Raw genomic sequence first — 16,471 nt, forward strand, 5'->3', positions numbered from 1 at the left:
ATTGGGCCAGAACCCATTGGGCGACTGGACTTGCTGCCCCAAGTCTTCTCGACCATGTTGGCCCTCCCCACAGTAGCGGCTGAACCAGTGCCATTTCAGGAATGACAAAATTAAATTCACACTCTGGAAAGAGGGAAAACCAGAACAAAAAAGGGGAAAATATCTGTAATTAATTCTGTCGGGGTACTTAGAAAGGAATATCGTCTAAATTTTCCTCCACCGATGTGTCGCTAGGTTGCCAAGCGGAAGGGTTAGAAAGTTCATAGGATGCGTCGTATTCAAAGTCCCCGGGGGAGACGGGTGCGACGGGTTTTTCCACCTCGGTTTTATTCGATTTGTGGGTATTGATTGGCACGACTTTTTCTGGAGTCGGGGCTGCCATTTCACCGCTACTCACGCTGCCGTCAAGATGATAGAGATGACTAATGACTAATTCGGCCCGTTTTTCCTTAAAACCTTCGGGACGATCGATCGTCTGCATCGAGAGACGACCTTCTAAAATTACCCGATCACCTTCATGATAATTCTGAGCGACTTCTGAGGCCAAATTTCCCCAAGCTACGGCCCTTAAATTAGTCGGGGTTGCCTCGGCACGATTGGGAGAAAACTCGACTAACATTTGAGCGTAGGGAGTTTGATTATCTTGGGTATAACGTAATTCGGGACGACGGACAATTTTAGCCATTAAAATGCAACTGTTCATGGTCGAAAATCAGTCTGAATTTTTCTAATAGCACCATTGTACTGAAAAAGTACAATGATCACCACTGGGGAGGTTAGGGAATTTTATGGGACTCTGGTTAAGAAAAAATCTCTTTAACACTTGGTACAACGTCATCTTAACCCTTGCGGGTCTATTTCTCAGCCTCTGGGGGGGCTTAAGTTTTCTCGATTGGGCGATAAATCAGGCAAAATGGGCTGTAGTGACGGAAAATATCGGTTTATTTGTGGTCGGTCGTTATCCAGAACAGTCAATATGGCGAATTTGGCTGATTTTAACGATAATTGCGGCTTTATCACTGTTTTCTTGGCAATTAAACCGGGGTCGCTTCCCCGATTGCCCCGCTTTTCTCCAACGCTGGTGGGGATTGCTCTGGTTATTGACTTTACCTTTAATCGCTTGGTTGCTATTGGGGGGATTATTTTTAACGACAATCCCCCTCGATGATCTCAGTGGTTTAATCTTAACTTTATTAGTAGCGATCGCAAGTATGATTTTATCTTTCCCCTTGGGGGTATTATTGGCCCTGGGGAGACAGAGTGAATTACCGGCAATTCGTTGGCTATCTATTGGTTATATCGAATTATTGCGCGGTTTACCTTTGTTGGGAATTTTATTCATGGCCCAGGTGATGTTACCTTTAATTTTACCCGCCGGGACGAGACCGGAACGGGTGATCAGAGCGATCGCCGGATTTACCCTTTTTGCAGCAGCCTATCTGGCCGAAAATGTCCGGGGTGGTTTACAAGCGATTCCCAAGGGTCAAATTGAAGCGGCCAAAGCTTTGGGTTTAAAACCGATTTTCGTTTTATTATTGATCGTTCTACCCCAAGCTTTAAAAGCGGTCATTCCCGCTATTGTTGGTCAATTTATCAGTTTATTTAAGGATACTTCTCTACTGGCGATCGTGGGACTGGTGGATCTCTTGGGTATGGCAGGATCGGTTTTAGCTAATCCGAAATTTATCGGCGATTATCCAGAGGTTTATCTATTTTTGGCGTTTATTTACTGGATTTTCTGTTATTCTATGTCCCTAGCCAGTCGTAGGTTAGAACAGCGTTGATTGGGGTGTGGGGGAATTATGAATTATGAATTATGAATTGGGGTGTGGGGAGAACAAATAAAAATAATCTCCTGAATACTGACTCCTGTCTCCTGAATACTGACTCCTGTCTCCTGAATACTGACTCCTGTCTCCTGTCTCCTGTCTCCCGTCTCCTAACCCCACCAACAGACTTATTCAGCAAACCCTACCTAGCTTTTTGTCATAAATATTGATATTATTTAACAATCAGCAGCAATTTATGGTAAATATATTTATTTAGGAGAGGGAGAAAATGGCTGGATTCTTTGGCCTGTTTGGCAATAAGACGAAATACGTCGATGAACCGATGGATATGAGCGCACCGGAACCGCAAGAGGCTTTCTACTTGGAACCCGATGATGCTAAAACTCTCGGTAATATCGACTTTATGCGGACACCGATCACGATCCGACGTACTTTCCCGAAAACTGCCTCCAATAAAAAGGGTGGCGAATCGATTAAACAGATTTCTTCCATGGAAGTCAGCAAAGTCACCGATAACGGTATTGTGGCAAAATCGGCCACTTCCGAGGCTAATAGTAAGGCTAACGCTGCTAATGATAACGTTCGTCGCGCTAACGATGACAATATCAATCCTTTCCTGAAAATGGCCCGCGAAATCAAGAAATAGTATAGTAAGGTGAGCATTGGCCACCCTTGAGATCAAACTTTGGTGGGGAAGGCCCACCTTTTTTTATGACCATTATTAACGGAAAAACCAAGTTATTAGGCGTAATCGGCGATCCCATCGGCCATACTCTTTCTCCCCTCATGCACAATGCCGCTATCGATGCCTTGGGGGTAAATTATGTCTATCTTCCCCTACCTATCGCCCCGGAAAATTTAGCAACTGCGATCGCTGGCTTGGATGCCATCGATCTACAGGGTTTTAGCGTCACGATTCCCCATAAATTAGCAATTATTCCCTTATTATCGCAAATTACGGAGAAAGCAAGGCTAGTAGGCGCAGTTAATACCGTCTGGCGCACGGAAACCGGCTGGCAGGGAACGAATACCGATGTGGATGGCTTTCTCGCACCCTTGAAATCCCTTGACAAAGATTGGAGTCGGGTGAATCCAGTTATTTTAGGCAATGGCGGCGCTGCCCGGGCGGTAGTGGTGGCTTGCGCCCAGTTGGGCTGTGGCGAAATTCATGTGGTAGGACGCAATCAAAAGAAATTAGATCCTTTTAAAGAAAGTTGGGCGAATACAAGCCTCTATGACCTCCTAGAAGTGCATAGCTGGGACGAATTAGAAGGGCTGGTATCCACCACAGAACTCCTGATTAATTCTACCCCGATCGGAATGTCCCCCCAGGGCGAACAATCCCCAGTTGAGTTAGAATTATTAGACCTTTTACCCCCATCGGCGATCGCCTACGATCTCATTTATAATCCCCGGCCGAGCAAATTTCTCCGGTTAGCCCAGACTAGAGGGATAAGAATTATTGATGGGTTAGAAATGTTAGTTAATCAGGGAGCGATCGCACTAGAAATCTGGTTAGGTCAACCCGTCCCCGTCTCGGTCATGCGGGAAGCTTTGTTAAAACAATTCTAAATGCTAAAATCCTATTTCTAGCTTTATTTATGCCCCCTTCTAGCTCCTTTTGGAAAACTCTGAATAACTCGATTCTAGTGCGCTATCTATTATTATTTGGCTGTGGCTGGAGTCTAATTATCTTAATTAACTATTTCTACGGGATGATCGCTATTTTTACTGGTTCGGCAGTCCTGGCCGCTCTATTAAATTATCCCGTGGTTTGGTTGTCCCGTTATCTACCGAGAGGACTAGCCATTGCTATTACCACCCTAGTAGCTTTTATCCTCCTATTTAGATTAGTCACAGGCATAGGATTAGAAGCGGTTAATCAGGGGAGAGGACTACTATTCAATCTTACCGATGCCCTTAGTCAAAAAGATTTTTTACCCTTTCAAGACTTTCTCGATCGATTAGATTTGAATAAAATGGTGGGAAGCTTACAAACCGGTTTAGCCACGGGTTTATCGCTCGTACAGGGAGTTTTTTCCAGTGTCTTTACGGGCGTTTTCGGGGCGGTAATCAGTGTTTATATGCTCATCGACGGTGATAAACTCTGGCGAAGTTTTTTGCAACTTCTCCCCATAGCATACCGGGAGCGTTTTGCCAAGTCTTTTCGACAAAGTTTTCTGGGATTTATTCGCGGGCAACTGTTGTTAATGCTCTTTTTATCGGTGACGAGTTTCTTAAGTTTTTCCCTATTAGGAATCAAATATGGGCTAATTTTAGCGAGCATTCTCGGTGTTATCGATGCTATCCCTGGTATCGGGGCAACCTTGGGCATTTTGTTGGTAACTATCTTGACTTTTACCTCCCAGGGACTAGCAATTGCCGTTAAAGCTTTTATTGTCTGTGTTGTCTTGGTGCAAATTCAAGATAATATTCTTCGCCCTAAAGTTATGGGTAATGCCCTAGAATTAAACCCAGTAATTTTATTTTTATCTCTCTTTATCGGCGAAAGAGTTGCGGGATTATTAGGAATTTTTCTCTCCATTCCTATTGCTGGAATGATTGCGATCTGGATCGGATCGAGTGAAGAAAAACCAATAACAGATTTAGAGGAAAATCAGTTAGGAGAAAGTCAGGAGAATTAAGGGCTGATCCCCAGTCTCTACTATACAATTAGAGAAATTTGTTATCCACAACACTCGATCGCTACCTATGGAAAACCTAGATTTAAAGAAATCCTCGCCCCTCTTATTTATCTCACCGTTTTTTCTCTGGGGAACAGCGATGGTAGCGATGAAGGGTGTTATCCCCCACACCACCCCCTTATTTATGGCGGGAATTCGCCTTGTCCCCGCCGGAATGTTAGTTTTAATAGTAGCTTGGTTTTTAGGTCGTCCTCAGCCCAAAACCCTGCAAGCGTGGCTATGGATTGCCCTTTTTGCTCTGATGGATGCCACTCTTTTTCAAGGTTTTCTGGCATTGGGATTAAATCGCACCGGGGCAGGATTAGGTTCGGTAATTATTGACTCCCAACCCCTAGCGGTGGCTTTAATGTCCAGTTGGCTATTTAAAGAAGTTATCGGTGTCTGGGGGTGGTTGGGATTGGGTTTAGGAATTGGGGGAATTAGTTTAATTGGCTTGCCCGATCAATGGTTTTATGACTTTTTTGGACAAAAAGCGGTAAATATTGACTTTAGCTGGCAGGAATTACTAAATAGCGGCGAAATGCTCATGCTTTTGGCTTCCCTATCCATGGCGGTGGGAACAGTCTTAATCCGGTTTGTCTGTCGTCATGCGGATCCCGTCAGCGCCACCGGATGGCACATGATTTTAGGAGGATTGCCGCTATTTTTAGCTTCAGGTTTCACCGAATCCCATCAATGGCAAAATATAGATTTAAATGGTTGGTTAGCTTTAAGTTATGCCACTATTTTTGGTAGTGCGATCGCCTATGGAATATTCTTTTATTTAGCCGCCAAGGGCAATTTAACCAGTTTAAGTTCTTTAACTTTTTTAACTCCGGTTTTTGCCCTCAGTTTCGGGAATTTATTCCTCGGTGAGATGTTAAGTGTATTGCAATGGGTGGGGGTATCTTTAACCCTTGTTAGTATTTATTTAATCAATCAAAGGGAAAGAATATCCCCACAATTGCGGGCAATTTTTGCTAATCTTTCCTCACTTATACCCAAAAGCAACTAACTCAATCCTCAGATAATATAGTTAGTTTTTCTCCCGATGGATCGTATTTAAAAAAAGCTTCCACGCCATAACCGTAGCGATCGCTATTATTGCAGAAAGCGGCGACTAAACTACCGCGACGAAAACAACCCACCTGACAGTAAACCTCGTCCGGTTGCAGACAGGCAACGGCGAGATTGAGCAGGGGAAAGAGATTGCGATCGGGATAGGAGGCGGTTTTTGGGCTTAAAAGGGTTAATTGCTCGGAAATAGGCGACATTAGAGGCGATCCCCAATCCTGATACTGTTGGGGCAGTTTTTCTAAGAATTTCTGTAAATCCATACCTTAGCTCTTGCAAAAGTGACGATCCTCACCCTTAATCATAGATCGTTGTGTTAGGGATGAAGTCACAGACTTAATTGTGGAAGAGTGCTAATCTGATCTATTAGCCCATCAGCACAAGTAGACCAACTTCTGATATGCCCTACAACTGCTTCCAGATCAAATTTTGGGGAGTACGGGGAAGTATTCCCTGTCCAGGTTCGGAAACGGTTCGTTATGGTGGTAATACTTCCTGTGTGGAGATGCAAGTCGGTAGAGAAAGATTAATCTTTGACGGTGGTACAGGGTTACGCATCCTAGGACAGTCTTTGATGGCAGAAAGTCCAGCGAAAGCCCATTTATTTTTCACCCACTCCCATTGGGATCATATTCAAGGTTTTCCTTTTTTTACCCCTGCTTTTATCAGGGGCAATACTTTTAAAATCTACGGGGTTCCCTCCCCCAACGGAGCAACCATCAAGCAAAGATTAGACGATCAGATGTCACACCCTAATTTTCCCGTGCCTTTGCAGATTATGCGGGCCGATTTAGAATTTTATGATCTAGAAATCGGCGAAACCCTCCACTATGGCGATGTCAGCATCGAAACCCGTCCTTTAAACCATCCAGGAGAAGCGGTGGGTTATCGGGTAAATTGGCGGGGTTTATCGGCAGCTTATATTACCGATACCGAACATTTTCCTGATCGCTTTGATGATAACGTTTTGGCTTTAGTCCGGCAAGCGGATGTGATGATTATTGATGCTACCTACACCGATGAGGAATACAACGATCCTAAGTATTCTAAGGTGGGTTGGGGCCATTCCACTTGGCAGCAAGCAGTCAAAATCGCCCAGGCAGCGCAAGTTAAGCAGTTAGTTCTATTTCATCACGATCCCGGCCATAATGACGATTTTCTCGATCGCATTGGTGAACAGGCAAGAAAGATTCTGCCTCAAACTATTCTCGCCCGGGAAGGCCTCTCGATCGAACTGCGGCCGGGAGATAATCAGATAGATGAAGTGTAACCTAAGTCACTGTTCCCCACCATGAAGATAACTGCTCCCCGTGAGCGCAGATAAGATAGAATGATATAACTTCATCTGGGATTTTCTCTGATGCCATATTATAAAAATGTCCAATCAATCCTCACCTAACTCTAGGGAAATACAAGCAATTTTTGATCAGATCGCTCCCGAATATGACCGACTTAATCAAGAATTAAGTTTAGGATTACACCGCGTCTGGAAATTAATGACAGTCAAATGGTGTCAACCCAAAAAAGGGGATTTTGCCCTCGATATCTGTTGTGGTAGCGGCGACCTAACTAACCTATTATCAAAACAAGTGGGTAAAACCGGCCAAGTGATCGGACTAGATTTTTCCCCACAACAATTAAAAATCGCCCGTCAACGTTTTAGCGCCACTAATATTAACTGGATGGAGGGGGATGCCCTCAATTTACCCTTTGCCGATTCTAGCTTTGATTGTGCCACTATTGGCTATGGATTACGCAATGTGGTGGATATTGCCCAATGTTTGGGGGAATTATACCGAGTCCTGAAACCGGGCGCTACAGCGGCGATTCTGGACTTCCATCAACCCACCGAAACCATCGCCAAATTATTCCAAAACTGGTATCTCGATCATATCGTCGTTCCGGCTGCCGAGCGCTACGGTTTAACTGACCAGTACGCTTATATTAGTCCGAGTATCGATCGCTTTCCCCGGGGCCCAGAACAGGTAAAATTAGGCTATCAGTCGGGATTTTCCAGCGCTGTTCACTATCCACTCCTAGCAGGACTGATGGGAGTGTTAGTCTTGAAGAAATAACCTACTCACATTTCCGTTTATTTTTTGCTGCTAAATTGAATCTCCCTACTCTTTGGACATGGATCTTACCGCCGATCGCGGGGGCAATTATTGGCTATTTTACCAACGATGTAGCCATAAAAATGCTATTTCGTCCCTACAAGGCGATTTATATCGGTAAGCGTCCTCTTCCCTTCACCCCGGGGTTAATTCCTCGCAATCAAGATCGATTAGCTGTCCGGGTATCGGATACGATCATGGGTTCCCTGTTAACCCCCGAGGAACTACAAAAACTGGCTAAACGACTCCTCGACACCGAAAGGGTACAGGGGGCGATACTCTGGCTGTTACAATTAGCTTTAAAACAAATAAAAGGCGATCGGCAAGCAAAAACCGCCGAGATTTTGGCGGCGATTCTTCACGATTTATTCGGGGAATCTTTAGCGAGATTACTAAAAGTTTTAGCCCGACGGCAGGACTTTTTAGAAAAACAGATCAATCAAATTTTTGATCGCCTAGTCTTAGAATTTTCTCTCAGTGAACAACAGGCGCGACAATTCTCCGATTGGCTATTAGAAACCGTCCTACCTGCTGATGTTATCCGTCTAGCTTTAATCGATTTTTTAACCGATCGCAATATTCAAGTTATCGATGAAGGATTTCGGGAAAAAACCAGTGGAACCTATTGGGTAGTAGCCAATTTATTCGGTTTACGCAATGCCCTCGCTCGCTTACGCACTTTTTGCCTTGATGAAAAGGATTTAGCTAATACCAGAATCAAAGAATTATTACTATCTTTAGAGATGCGTAATCGTCTGAAAAACTGGTTACAAGGTATCTCTTTGCAAAATTTACCTATCTCCACCGTCAGACAATTGCGTAAAACCACTAGGGATACGGTGCGAATTTATATTCAAGAAAGTGGCGAACAATTTCTGCAAGATTTTGGACAAACGATCGACTGGGATCAAATCGCTAATTTAATTATTAATCGTCTGCAATCTTCGGGGTCAATGACTACATCATTAGGGGTAATTAGTCAAGAGTTAGCGTTAATTTTAGAGCGTTATCTAGAGGAAGATTTAGAGAAATTAGTCGCCCAAATTATCCCGATTCTCAACATCGATCAGGTAATCCGCGATCGGGTAAATGCCACTTCGCCGGCCGATCTAGAAAATGCTATTCAAGGAATTGTTAAACAGGAATTACAGGGAATTGTTAATCTCGGTGGGATTCTCGGTCTTCTCGTCGGACTAATGCAAACAGTTATTTTAATCGCACAGAATCCGGGGTAATAATTAGGTGGGTTAACTTAGTTTAACCCACCGGAATCATCCCGTTTATTTTTAAGGTAAAATCAAAAAACTTCCCTGACAGAAAAGAGTTTGATCGTCGAGAATAAAAGATTTAATCTCCACATCTTTACCTAAATCGACGGTAAAGGGTTGCAAATCAATAGATAAATCTGGGGCTAAACCTTGCCATTGTCGGGGACTAATCCCTAAAGTGCGGGCATCTTTTAAGGTAATATCAGCGCTAAAAATTACTTCTGCACCTGTTTCTCTATGGCCGAGAAGAGAGAAATAACCCTGATTTAAGAGAACATTTTTCCAGTTAAAACGCTGTTGTGAGATAATTTCTCTGGCGTTAACAACTCCGTTATTTTCTAGGGAAAAAATTAGTAAATCGGCAAAAGCATTAATTAAAATAGTCGAGGCGATCGAATTATTTAAATCCTGTTCGTTAATTTCCACCTCACCGCTAACCCGAATAGGTTCCAAAATTTTTAGGGGTTTCCCTCGCAAAACCTGCCCGATATTAAGACGAATATTTTCCCCTCTTAATTGCGCTTTACCTAGATGTAAACCTTGATAAATCGCTCTTCCTACGGCTAAAAATACCCCGGGGATATAACCGCGCAAAATTTGCCGATCATGACCTTGCAGCTGCATTTCTAAATCTTCTATCTGTTCTACTTGCGTTTTTAAGAACAGACGTACTGCTGGCGGCAAAACCTTACTAATAATCTCACTTTGAGTATTGACCCACATAAACGTTATCTCACTCACTCCACAATGTTTCTAATTGTAACAGAGCTAGATCGATCGAACCATGAGGGGCTGCCGTCAGCTATCATACTAAATCCGTTGAGGAGAGGCAAAAGGCAAAAGGCAAAGGGGAATAAATAATCAGTTTTTAAGTAGGTAGGCGTTAAAAATCATCAGATGCCCCCCTTATCAAGGGGGGATTAAGGGGGGATTAAGGGGGGATCGAACCTAAAATTCATTTTTAATTTAATTATAACCAACAACTTAATAACCAGATTTGGTATCAGTTATAGATAAAAACTTCGCTACTTTCTTTTCACTGATTACTGATCACTGATCACTGAAAAGCCGCTAATTTTTAGGTTTTTGAGGCGTTGAGGGAATTAAAACGAGGGGAAAGATAGGCGACTAAAACTCCGAGAGCAAAACCGATTAAATTGCGGAAAAGGGGCAGTAATTCACTGGTGCGAGTAACCACCGGTCCGATGCCAAAAGCAACAAAGAGGATAAACCAGAGGGGAGAGACAATTAAAACCCATTGCCAAGCGAAAACCTGTCCTTCTTTGCGGGGAATACCGGCAAAACCGAAGACTAAACCGCCGACAATTGAGGTAATTAAAGTTAAAATCCACTGTTCCTTCGGTAGGCCGGGGACTACCGCACAACCACCTTTAACTAAACAGCCTTTTACCGTGTCTAAGGATTGTACGATCGCGTTATTTTCGCCATTTTCCCGGACAAAATACATATTACCGAAACGGGCCTGTAATTCGATCCAAAAAGTGCGGGGTAAAAATTCATAGACGGCATCACCAATACTAAAAGATAGTAGATTACCGCCGCGACCATCGGCCACTAGGAGAATACTTTTATCATCCAATCCCCAGAAATTAATCACGGCCCGGCCGGGGCTGCGGTCATATTGGGTTAAAACTCGCATTTTCCAGCCCGTTTCCCCTTGAAATGTCTCGATATCTCGGATTAATGCCTCTTCCTGTTTTGCGGGTAGATAATTGGCTAAATCAACGATCGGAGTGGCTTGATTGGGCAGTAATTCGGGATTATTCACCGCTAGAGCTTGATTTGGGCAGATAATCCAACCCAGACAGCTAATGACACCAATTACAAGAGCGATCGAGATTCCTCGGCAAAAACGATTGAGCATAGCACTTCTAGACAATGAGAATTTTTTCAGCAAGGGTGTAGGCTAACTTTCAGTTTCTTTACACTTATTTACTTTATCTTAAGGGAATTCTCAACTTTAGTCACCCAGTTAGGGACTTGCGCTTTGATAATGTACCTTTTGGGCGAACGCAGTTCGCCCCTACATTAATGTACCTTTTGGGCGAACGCAGTTCGCCCCTACATTGTGGACAAAATCCGTTACTGTAGGGGCGCAAGGAACCTGCGCCCTCCGATCGCCCAGGTTTGCTGATCACCCTAAGTAGGGGGAGAGCCTTTGAGAGTCCCCGCAGCTAAGGGACTTGCGCTTTGATAATATGCCATCTGGCCGGCCTGATTCTTCTACAGAGCGATTTTCTGGCTAGGATATTATTCCCACGCAAGTCCCTTATCGGTCATCAGATGCGAGTTTTCAGTTCACTCTCCAGAAACTCAACTCAAGCTGATGAGGTCTCAACCAGTGGCATTAACTGGATCTTTTGCCAAAATGGAGTAAATATAGTAGCGGGGGGATGGTCCATGACAGCACAGGAAGTATTAGAGTTGATTCAACAGGCAAAGGACGAAAGAGCGAGGGAGTTGGCTCTGTCCGGCAGAAACTTAACAGAAATTCCCCCCGAAATCGCTCAACTCACCTCCCTGCAATCCCTCGATCTCAGCTATAACCAAATCAGGGAGATACCAGAAGCGCTCGCTCAACTCACCTCCCTGCAAGTCCTCTATCTCCACAATAACCAAATCAGGGAGATTCCAGAAGCGCTCGCTCAACTCACCTCCCTGCAATCCCTCGATCTCAGCTATAACCAAATCAGCGAGATTCCAGAAGCGCTCGCTCAACTCACCTCCCTGCAACACCTCGACCTCAGCTATAACCAAATCAGGGAGATTCCAGAAGCGCTCGCTCAACTCACCTCCCTGCAATCCCTCGACCTCAGCGATAACCAAATCAGCGAGATTCCAGAAGCACTCGCTCAACTCACCTCCCTGCAAAACCTCTATCTCAGCAATAACCAAATCAGCGAGATTCCAGAAGCGCTCGCTCACCTCACCTCCCTGCAAATGCTCTATCTCAGCAATAACCAAATCAGCGAGATTCCAGAAGCACTCGCTCAACTCACCTCCCTGCAAAGCCTCTATCTCAGCAATAACCAAATCAGCGAGATTCCAGAAGCACTCGCTCAACTCACCTCCCTGCAAAGCCTCTATCTCAACAATAACCAAATCAGCGAGATTCCAGAAGCACTCGCTCAACTCACCTCCCTGCAAAGCCTCTATCTCAACAATAACCAAATGAGGGAGATTCCAGAAGCACTCGCTCACCTAGTCAACCTGAAGCGATTAGTCCTCAAAAATAACCCGATTACCAACGTTCCTCTTGAAATTATTCGTCAGGGATGGGGTAAAACAACATGGGAGGATGGCAACCCGCAGGCGATTTTCAGTTATCTCAAGTATAAAGGAAAAAAACGCCCTCTTAACGAGCTTAAAGTTTTATTGGTGGGGGAGGGGGATGTGGGGAAAACTTCCCTGTTAAAGCGGTTACGGCACAATACCTTTAATTCCGAAGAACCCAAGACCCCCGGCATTAATATTGAAAAGTGGCAACTGCCCCAAAAACCCGATATTCGCCTCAATCTCTGGGATTTTGGCGGTCAGAAAGTGATGCAAACCACCCATCAGTTTTTTCTGACTAAACGCAGTCTTTATCTGCTTGTCCTCGACAACCGCAAAAACGAACAGCAAAACCGTCTGGAATACTGGTTAAAACTCATTGAAACCTACGGAGGCAATTCTCCCGTGATTATCGTGGGTAATTGTGCCGATGAACATCCCCCCCAAGTTAAGATCCGCACCCTCCAGAAAAAATATCCCCAAATTACCAAGCTAATCGCCACTTCCTGTAAAACCGGTGTGGGAATCGAGCAACTTGTGCAAGAAATCGCCTCCCAAATCGATGCTATTCCCCATATCAAAGATTTATTTCCTAATAGTTGGTTTCAGATCAAAACTCAACTAGAAGCAATGCAAGAGAGTTATGACTTTATTTCCTACGAAAAGTATCAGGAAATGTGTCAGAAAGCCGAGATTCAAGAGGCCAGCGCTCAAAAAAGTTTAGTGCAGTTTCTCCACGATCTCGGTATTGTCCTCAACTACCAAGATGATCCGCGACTGAATGAAACCAATGTCCTGAACCCGGAATGGGTAACTGACGGTGTTTACGATATTCTCAATAATCACGATTTGATGGTGCAAAAAAAGGGCATTCTCTCACTGCCAGAACTGCACAATATTCTCAAACAACCCCAACGTTATCCCGAAAATAAACGCCGATTTTTGATGGATTTGATGGGAAAATTTGAACTCTGTTTTCCCCTTGATGGTTACAGTCCCGATCGCTATCTAATCACCGATCTTCTACCCATCGATGAACCAGATGTGGATATCTACGAAAACGCACCTTTACACTTCCAGTACCGTTATGATATCCTGCCCGGTAGCATCATTTCCCGCTTTATCGTCCGCAATCACCAGATGATCTATAAAACCATGCGTTGGCGTAGTGGTGTGGTTCTGACAATGGATCTTAACAAAGCTTTGGTGCGTGCCGACGAGGAAGATAACTACATTAGCATAAAAGCCGAGGGCGAGCGTGCTAGTGCGCTTTTAGCTATTATTAAGACAGATTTTCAGAAAATTCACGCTACTATCCCTAATTTAGCCGTACAGGAAAAGTTAGTGATTCGAGAATTGCAAGGGGAAAAACCCACCGGGGTAGAAGTTCCCGTCGATTATCTCTATCTGATAAAACTCGATCGCCAAGGCAGCGTCGAAGCAACTCTCCCCGGTTTGCGCGGCAAATACAATATCCGCGATATCTTAGAAGGGGTGGAATCTAAGACAGAAAGAGAAGGAGATCTCGACGAAAGACAGCAACTTAGCCGCAAAAGCCGAGAAAATCGCCCTATAGGTTCCAAAACGCCAGAAAATCGCAATCTCCTGAAACCTAGTCTCGCTTTGTTGCTGGTTTTAGCTGTGGTTGCTTTTATCTTTGCGGTGCTTGCCAATACTGTGCCAGTGGTACAGTTTATTACCAGCGTTTTGGCAATTATTTTTATCTTTGCTTTGATTGTGATTGTGGGATTGCTCTTGACGGGTAAAATCAATGAAACGACCTTCAATCAGTTTTTAGAGGGTTTTTGGCGATCCATCACGATTTTTAAAGGACAAGAACCAAAAACCAAGAACGATGACACCTCCCAAGAAACCCCCGAATCGGAGCAGTAAAGATTTGCTTACCACAGAAAAGTAACTTAGACGAAAAAGTTTACAAATATTTAGGGTTTGCTGAAAAAGTTTGTTGGTGGGGTTAGGAGTTGAGAGTTGGGGTTTTAGGGAGTTGGGGTTTGAGGGTTTTGGGGTATTAGTCGAAATTCTCCTATCTCCCCACTTCCCCACTTCCCCACACCCTACACCCCACTGCCCCATCTCCTTAACTGCGTTTCCAAGTATTCCAAGCGACTTTAAAACCGATCAAGAGGCGACGGCTGCCACGATCGAGCTTGCTAAGACCAGCTTTAGCACTACCGAGACTGCGATCGACTCCTTGGACAACTTGGCGGGTACTTTTGACCCCTTCATCGATATTGTCGGTTAATTCGCTGATTTCCGCCCCTGTCAGGCGAATTGCTTCTAGAGTCGGGGGAAATTCCCGATGGAGGGTATCGAATAGTTTTTCGGCACTCCGGGCTGCCCGGGCTAACTCTTGCAGGGCAGGTAAAGCGGCGATGAAAACCGCCGTTAAACTAACGGCGACCAGCAGTAAAGAACATCCTAGCCAGAAAATAGGTTCGGTCATTTAGTAGTGATTCGAGTGTTGATTATCGCCTTGGGGGGATTCTTGCGAGTCGGGGAAAGGATTGTCGGTGGCTAGACTTTGACTAGCTTCGATTCCGGCTGTCACCGCCTCTTTTAATCTGATTAAAGTATCATCCCAATTACGCCGGGCCGATTCCGATAGGCGATCGGCCTGCAATTGCATCGTCGTGGTCAGATCTTCGGCTAATTCAGGCAAAGCCCGCGCGGATTTTTGCAGAATTCGACGGGTTTCTTTTCCAGATCTCGGCGCTACTAATAAACCCGCCGCTACTCCGATCGCACTGCCTACTAAAACCCCGACGAGGAATAAGCCACCGTTACCGTTATTTTTATCTGCCATAGGATTGCCCTTGTACTTAATTCCCAATTTTACGAGCAATTACACTTCTCTTGTGCAGTTTCTTCGGCAAAATTTTGGACTGTTGCTCTTGGCAAGGGGCAACAGACCTAGAAGGGATAACTTGAGAAAAAACTAGCGATCGGGTAAAACCTGATTTTATGGCTGACTTTGAGCAAATAAGGAAGTGAAAAAGAAGAACCTCTGGGAGTCTTGCCGTGTTTCGACCCCAAAGGTTCTTCTTATGCTGAACTTATACTCCTCACACAATAGTAATAATACACACAATCCGCTGCTTTTGTCAAGAGGTTTATGACATTTTTTTCCACAGACCTCTGGCCAAATTAATTTCCCAGGGCCGTTAGGCGCTCTTGTCGGGGACAGCTATCAATATCAACTATTACCTTCAAGCCATGTTTTTAAATCTCTTTCTGGTTTAGCCACATTGAATAAATGTAAACCAAAATCCTCTGAAATATCTTGACAAATTTTCACTCCTCTGATGCTGTTGCCTTTTTCATCTAAAAGGGGCGAAAAGGTCCCAATTCCCAACTGATGGGGAACTACTGCCGTAATTCCGCCCCCGACACCGCTTTTTGCCGGTAATCCTACCCGATAGGCCCATTCTCCTGAAGCGTCGTACATTCCACAGGTAAGCATAACACTGATCACATCTTGAACGTAGTGTTCATCGATCGCCCGTATTCCTGTGATTGGGTTGACACCCCCATTAGCTAAGGTAGCAGCCATGAGGGCTAAATCGTGAGCATGGACGAGGATGGCGCATTGTTGACAGTAAAGATCGAGGGTTTCTTCAATTTTATCGCTAACCATGCCAAAATTTAGCATCAGATAAGCCATGGCCCGATTGCGATTGCCGGTGGATTTTTCCGAGAGAAAAACGGGGACATTAATCTCGTGATCCCTACCCGTATAGCGTTTAAACATCTCTAAAATACGTTTTAGCCTTTCCGTGGCATTCTGTCCGGTGATTAAATCCGTGGTAGCGATCGCACCAGCATTAACCATAGGATTATAGGGACGATTGGTTTTTTCATCGAGAATAATCGAGTTAAAAGCTTCTCCCGTGGGTTCAACACCGACTTTACTATTAACGTATTCCCGTCCGTGATCTTCTAGAGCTAATCCAAAGACAAAAGCTTTAGAAATCGATTGTACTGTAAAGGTTTGCTGGCAGTCGCCCACCTCAAAAATCTGACCGTCAGTGCTAATTACAGAAATACCAAACCATTCTGGAGCTGCTAGGGCTAATTCCGGAATATAATCGGCGATATTCCCCGTCTGTAAATCAGAGTATTTTGCGTGCAGATAGTTAAGATAGTTCCGAAAAGGATAGACTAACTCTTTCTCGGAATTGACGGGACTAATAAAATCTTTTGGGGAAGCCATAGAGGAGTATAGCAGT

At 44.4% G+C, this 16,471-nt stretch carries 16 protein-coding genes; 9 read left to right on the forward strand and 7 right to left on the reverse strand.

Annotated elements, in window-relative coordinates; all coding sequences use genetic code 11:
- Nucleotides 1-187: 187 nt before the first annotated feature.
- Nucleotides 188-703 carry a single-stranded DNA-binding protein gene (locus tag IM473_RS07570; protein WP_287658265.1) on the reverse strand — a complete coding sequence of 172 codons (516 nt, stop codon included), beginning with the start codon at nucleotides 701-703 and terminating at the stop codon, nucleotides 188-190.
- An 85-nt stretch (nucleotides 704-788) separates the two neighbouring features.
- Between IM473_RS07570 and IM473_RS07575 the strand changes: the two genes are divergently transcribed.
- From IM473_RS07575 to IM473_RS07595, 5 genes are all read left to right on the forward strand, one after another.
- Nucleotides 789-1,784: an amino acid ABC transporter permease gene (locus IM473_RS07575; protein ID WP_287658266.1), complete on the forward strand. Its 996-nt coding sequence runs from the start codon at nucleotides 789-791 to the stop codon at nucleotides 1,782-1,784.
- Between the two features lie 274 nt (nucleotides 1,785-2,058).
- Nucleotides 2,059-2,436 carry a hypothetical protein gene (locus tag IM473_RS07580; RefSeq protein ID WP_287658267.1) on the forward strand — a complete coding sequence of 126 codons (378 nt, stop codon included), beginning with the start codon at nucleotides 2,059-2,061 and terminating at the stop codon, nucleotides 2,434-2,436.
- Between the two features lie 65 nt (nucleotides 2,437-2,501).
- Nucleotides 2,502-3,362: a shikimate dehydrogenase gene (locus IM473_RS07585; protein WP_287658268.1), complete on the forward strand. Its 861-nt coding sequence runs from the start codon at nucleotides 2,502-2,504 to the stop codon at nucleotides 3,360-3,362.
- Nucleotides 3,363-3,391: 29 nt separating this feature from the next.
- Nucleotides 3,392-4,435: an AI-2E family transporter gene (locus IM473_RS07590; protein WP_287658269.1), complete on the forward strand. Its 1,044-nt coding sequence runs from the start codon at nucleotides 3,392-3,394 to the stop codon at nucleotides 4,433-4,435.
- A gap of 67 nt (nucleotides 4,436-4,502) precedes the next feature.
- Nucleotides 4,503-5,489, forward strand: a complete 987-nt coding sequence (locus tag IM473_RS07595) for a DMT family transporter (RefSeq protein ID WP_287658270.1) — start codon at nucleotides 4,503-4,505, stop codon at nucleotides 5,487-5,489.
- 1 nt (nucleotide 5,490) lies between these two features.
- Here IM473_RS07595 and IM473_RS07600 read toward each other — a convergent pair whose 3' ends face one another.
- A complete protein-coding gene (locus IM473_RS07600; RefSeq protein ID WP_287658271.1) occupies nucleotides 5,491-5,811 on the reverse strand; it encodes a methyltransferase type 11 in 321 nt (106 codons plus the stop codon).
- Between the two features lie 137 nt (nucleotides 5,812-5,948).
- On the opposite strand from IM473_RS07600, the gene IM473_RS07605 reads away from it, so the two are divergent.
- The 3 genes from IM473_RS07605 to IM473_RS07615 all read left to right on the forward strand — a co-directional run bounded on the left by IM473_RS07605 (nucleotide 5,949) and on the right by IM473_RS07615 (nucleotide 8,897).
- Nucleotides 5,949-6,818: an MBL fold metallo-hydrolase gene (locus IM473_RS07605; RefSeq protein WP_287658272.1), complete on the forward strand. Its 870-nt coding sequence runs from the start codon at nucleotides 5,949-5,951 to the stop codon at nucleotides 6,816-6,818.
- Between the two features lie 106 nt (nucleotides 6,819-6,924).
- Nucleotides 6,925-7,623: a bifunctional demethylmenaquinone methyltransferase/2-methoxy-6-polyprenyl-1,4-benzoquinol methylase UbiE gene (ubiE, locus tag IM473_RS07610; protein WP_287658273.1), complete on the forward strand. Its 699-nt coding sequence runs from the start codon at nucleotides 6,925-6,927 to the stop codon at nucleotides 7,621-7,623.
- A 35-nt stretch (nucleotides 7,624-7,658) separates the two neighbouring features.
- Nucleotides 7,659-8,897, forward strand: a complete 1,239-nt coding sequence (locus IM473_RS07615) for a DUF445 domain-containing protein (protein WP_194017798.1) — start codon at nucleotides 7,659-7,661, stop codon at nucleotides 8,895-8,897.
- A 51-nt stretch (nucleotides 8,898-8,948) separates the two neighbouring features.
- Here IM473_RS07615 and IM473_RS07620 read toward each other — a convergent pair whose 3' ends face one another.
- Both IM473_RS07620 and IM473_RS07625 read right to left on the reverse strand, forming a co-directional pair.
- Nucleotides 8,949-9,653: an LmeA family phospholipid-binding protein gene (locus IM473_RS07620; RefSeq protein WP_287658275.1), complete on the reverse strand. Its 705-nt coding sequence runs from the start codon at nucleotides 9,651-9,653 to the stop codon at nucleotides 8,949-8,951.
- A 355-nt stretch (nucleotides 9,654-10,008) separates the two neighbouring features.
- Nucleotides 10,009-10,815, reverse strand: a complete 807-nt coding sequence (locus IM473_RS07625) for a TPM domain-containing protein (protein WP_002754361.1) — start codon at nucleotides 10,813-10,815, stop codon at nucleotides 10,009-10,011.
- 536 nt (nucleotides 10,816-11,351) lie between these two features.
- Between IM473_RS07625 and IM473_RS07630 the strand changes: the two genes are divergently transcribed.
- Entirely contained in the window at nucleotides 11,352-14,117 is a 2,766-nt protein-coding gene (locus IM473_RS07630; protein WP_287658276.1) for a leucine-rich repeat protein, read from the forward strand.
- A 205-nt stretch (nucleotides 14,118-14,322) separates the two neighbouring features.
- Here IM473_RS07630 and IM473_RS07635 read toward each other — a convergent pair whose 3' ends face one another.
- The 3 genes from IM473_RS07635 to glsA all read right to left on the reverse strand — a co-directional run bounded on the left by IM473_RS07635 (nucleotide 14,323) and on the right by glsA (nucleotide 16,455).
- Complete coding sequence (locus IM473_RS07635) at nucleotides 14,323-14,688, reverse strand: hypothetical protein (RefSeq protein ID WP_002735843.1); 366 nt, start codon at nucleotides 14,686-14,688, stop codon at nucleotides 14,323-14,325.
- Entirely contained in the window at nucleotides 14,689-15,048 is a 360-nt protein-coding gene (locus IM473_RS07640; protein WP_287658277.1) for a YtxH domain-containing protein, read from the reverse strand.
- A gap of 390 nt (nucleotides 15,049-15,438) precedes the next feature.
- A complete protein-coding gene (gene glsA / locus IM473_RS07645; protein WP_287658278.1) occupies nucleotides 15,439-16,455 on the reverse strand; it encodes a glutaminase A in 1,017 nt (338 codons plus the stop codon).
- Nucleotides 16,456-16,471 lie beyond the last annotated feature (16 nt).

The sequence above is a fragment of the Microcystis sp. M015S2 genome, assembly GCF_020245945.1.
Classification (GTDB): domain Bacteria; phylum Cyanobacteriota; class Cyanobacteriia; order Cyanobacteriales; family Microcystaceae; genus Microcystis.

Excerpts from the sequence above, each read along its gene's own strand:
- IM473_RS07595 (WP_287658270.1), top strand. The coding sequence starts at position 4,503 with ATGGAAAACCTAGATTTAAAGAAATCCTCGCCCCTCTTATTTATCTCA.
- IM473_RS07570 (WP_287658265.1), bottom strand. The coding sequence starts at position 703 with ATGAACAGTTGCATTTTAATGGCTAAAATTGTCCGTCGTCCCGAATTA.
- IM473_RS07580 (WP_287658267.1), top strand. The coding sequence starts at position 2,059 with ATGGCTGGATTCTTTGGCCTGTTTGGCAATAAGACGAAATACGTCGAT.
- ubiE (WP_287658273.1), top strand. The coding sequence starts at position 6,925 with ATGTCCAATCAATCCTCACCTAACTCTAGGGAAATACAAGCAATTTTT.
- IM473_RS07630 (WP_287658276.1), top strand. The coding sequence starts at position 11,352 with ATGACAGCACAGGAAGTATTAGAGTTGATTCAACAGGCAAAGGACGAA.
- IM473_RS07590 (WP_287658269.1), top strand. The coding sequence starts at position 3,392 with ATGCCCCCTTCTAGCTCCTTTTGGAAAACTCTGAATAACTCGATTCTA.
- IM473_RS07635 (WP_002735843.1), bottom strand. The coding sequence starts at position 14,688 with ATGACCGAACCTATTTTCTGGCTAGGATGTTCTTTACTGCTGGTCGCC.
- IM473_RS07605 (WP_287658272.1), top strand. The coding sequence starts at position 5,949 with ATGCCCTACAACTGCTTCCAGATCAAATTTTGGGGAGTACGGGGAAGT.
- IM473_RS07620 (WP_287658275.1), bottom strand. The coding sequence starts at position 9,653 with ATGTGGGTCAATACTCAAAGTGAGATTATTAGTAAGGTTTTGCCGCCA.
- IM473_RS07600 (WP_287658271.1), bottom strand. The coding sequence starts at position 5,811 with ATGGATTTACAGAAATTCTTAGAAAAACTGCCCCAACAGTATCAGGAT.
- IM473_RS07575 (WP_287658266.1), top strand. The coding sequence starts at position 789 with ATGGGACTCTGGTTAAGAAAAAATCTCTTTAACACTTGGTACAACGTC.
- IM473_RS07625 (WP_002754361.1), bottom strand. The coding sequence starts at position 10,815 with ATGCTCAATCGTTTTTGCCGAGGAATCTCGATCGCTCTTGTAATTGGT.
- IM473_RS07640 (WP_287658277.1), bottom strand. The coding sequence starts at position 15,048 with ATGGCAGATAAAAATAACGGTAACGGTGGCTTATTCCTCGTCGGGGTT.
- glsA (WP_287658278.1), bottom strand. The coding sequence starts at position 16,455 with ATGGCTTCCCCAAAAGATTTTATTAGTCCCGTCAATTCCGAGAAAGAG.
- IM473_RS07585 (WP_287658268.1), top strand. The coding sequence starts at position 2,502 with ATGACCATTATTAACGGAAAAACCAAGTTATTAGGCGTAATCGGCGAT.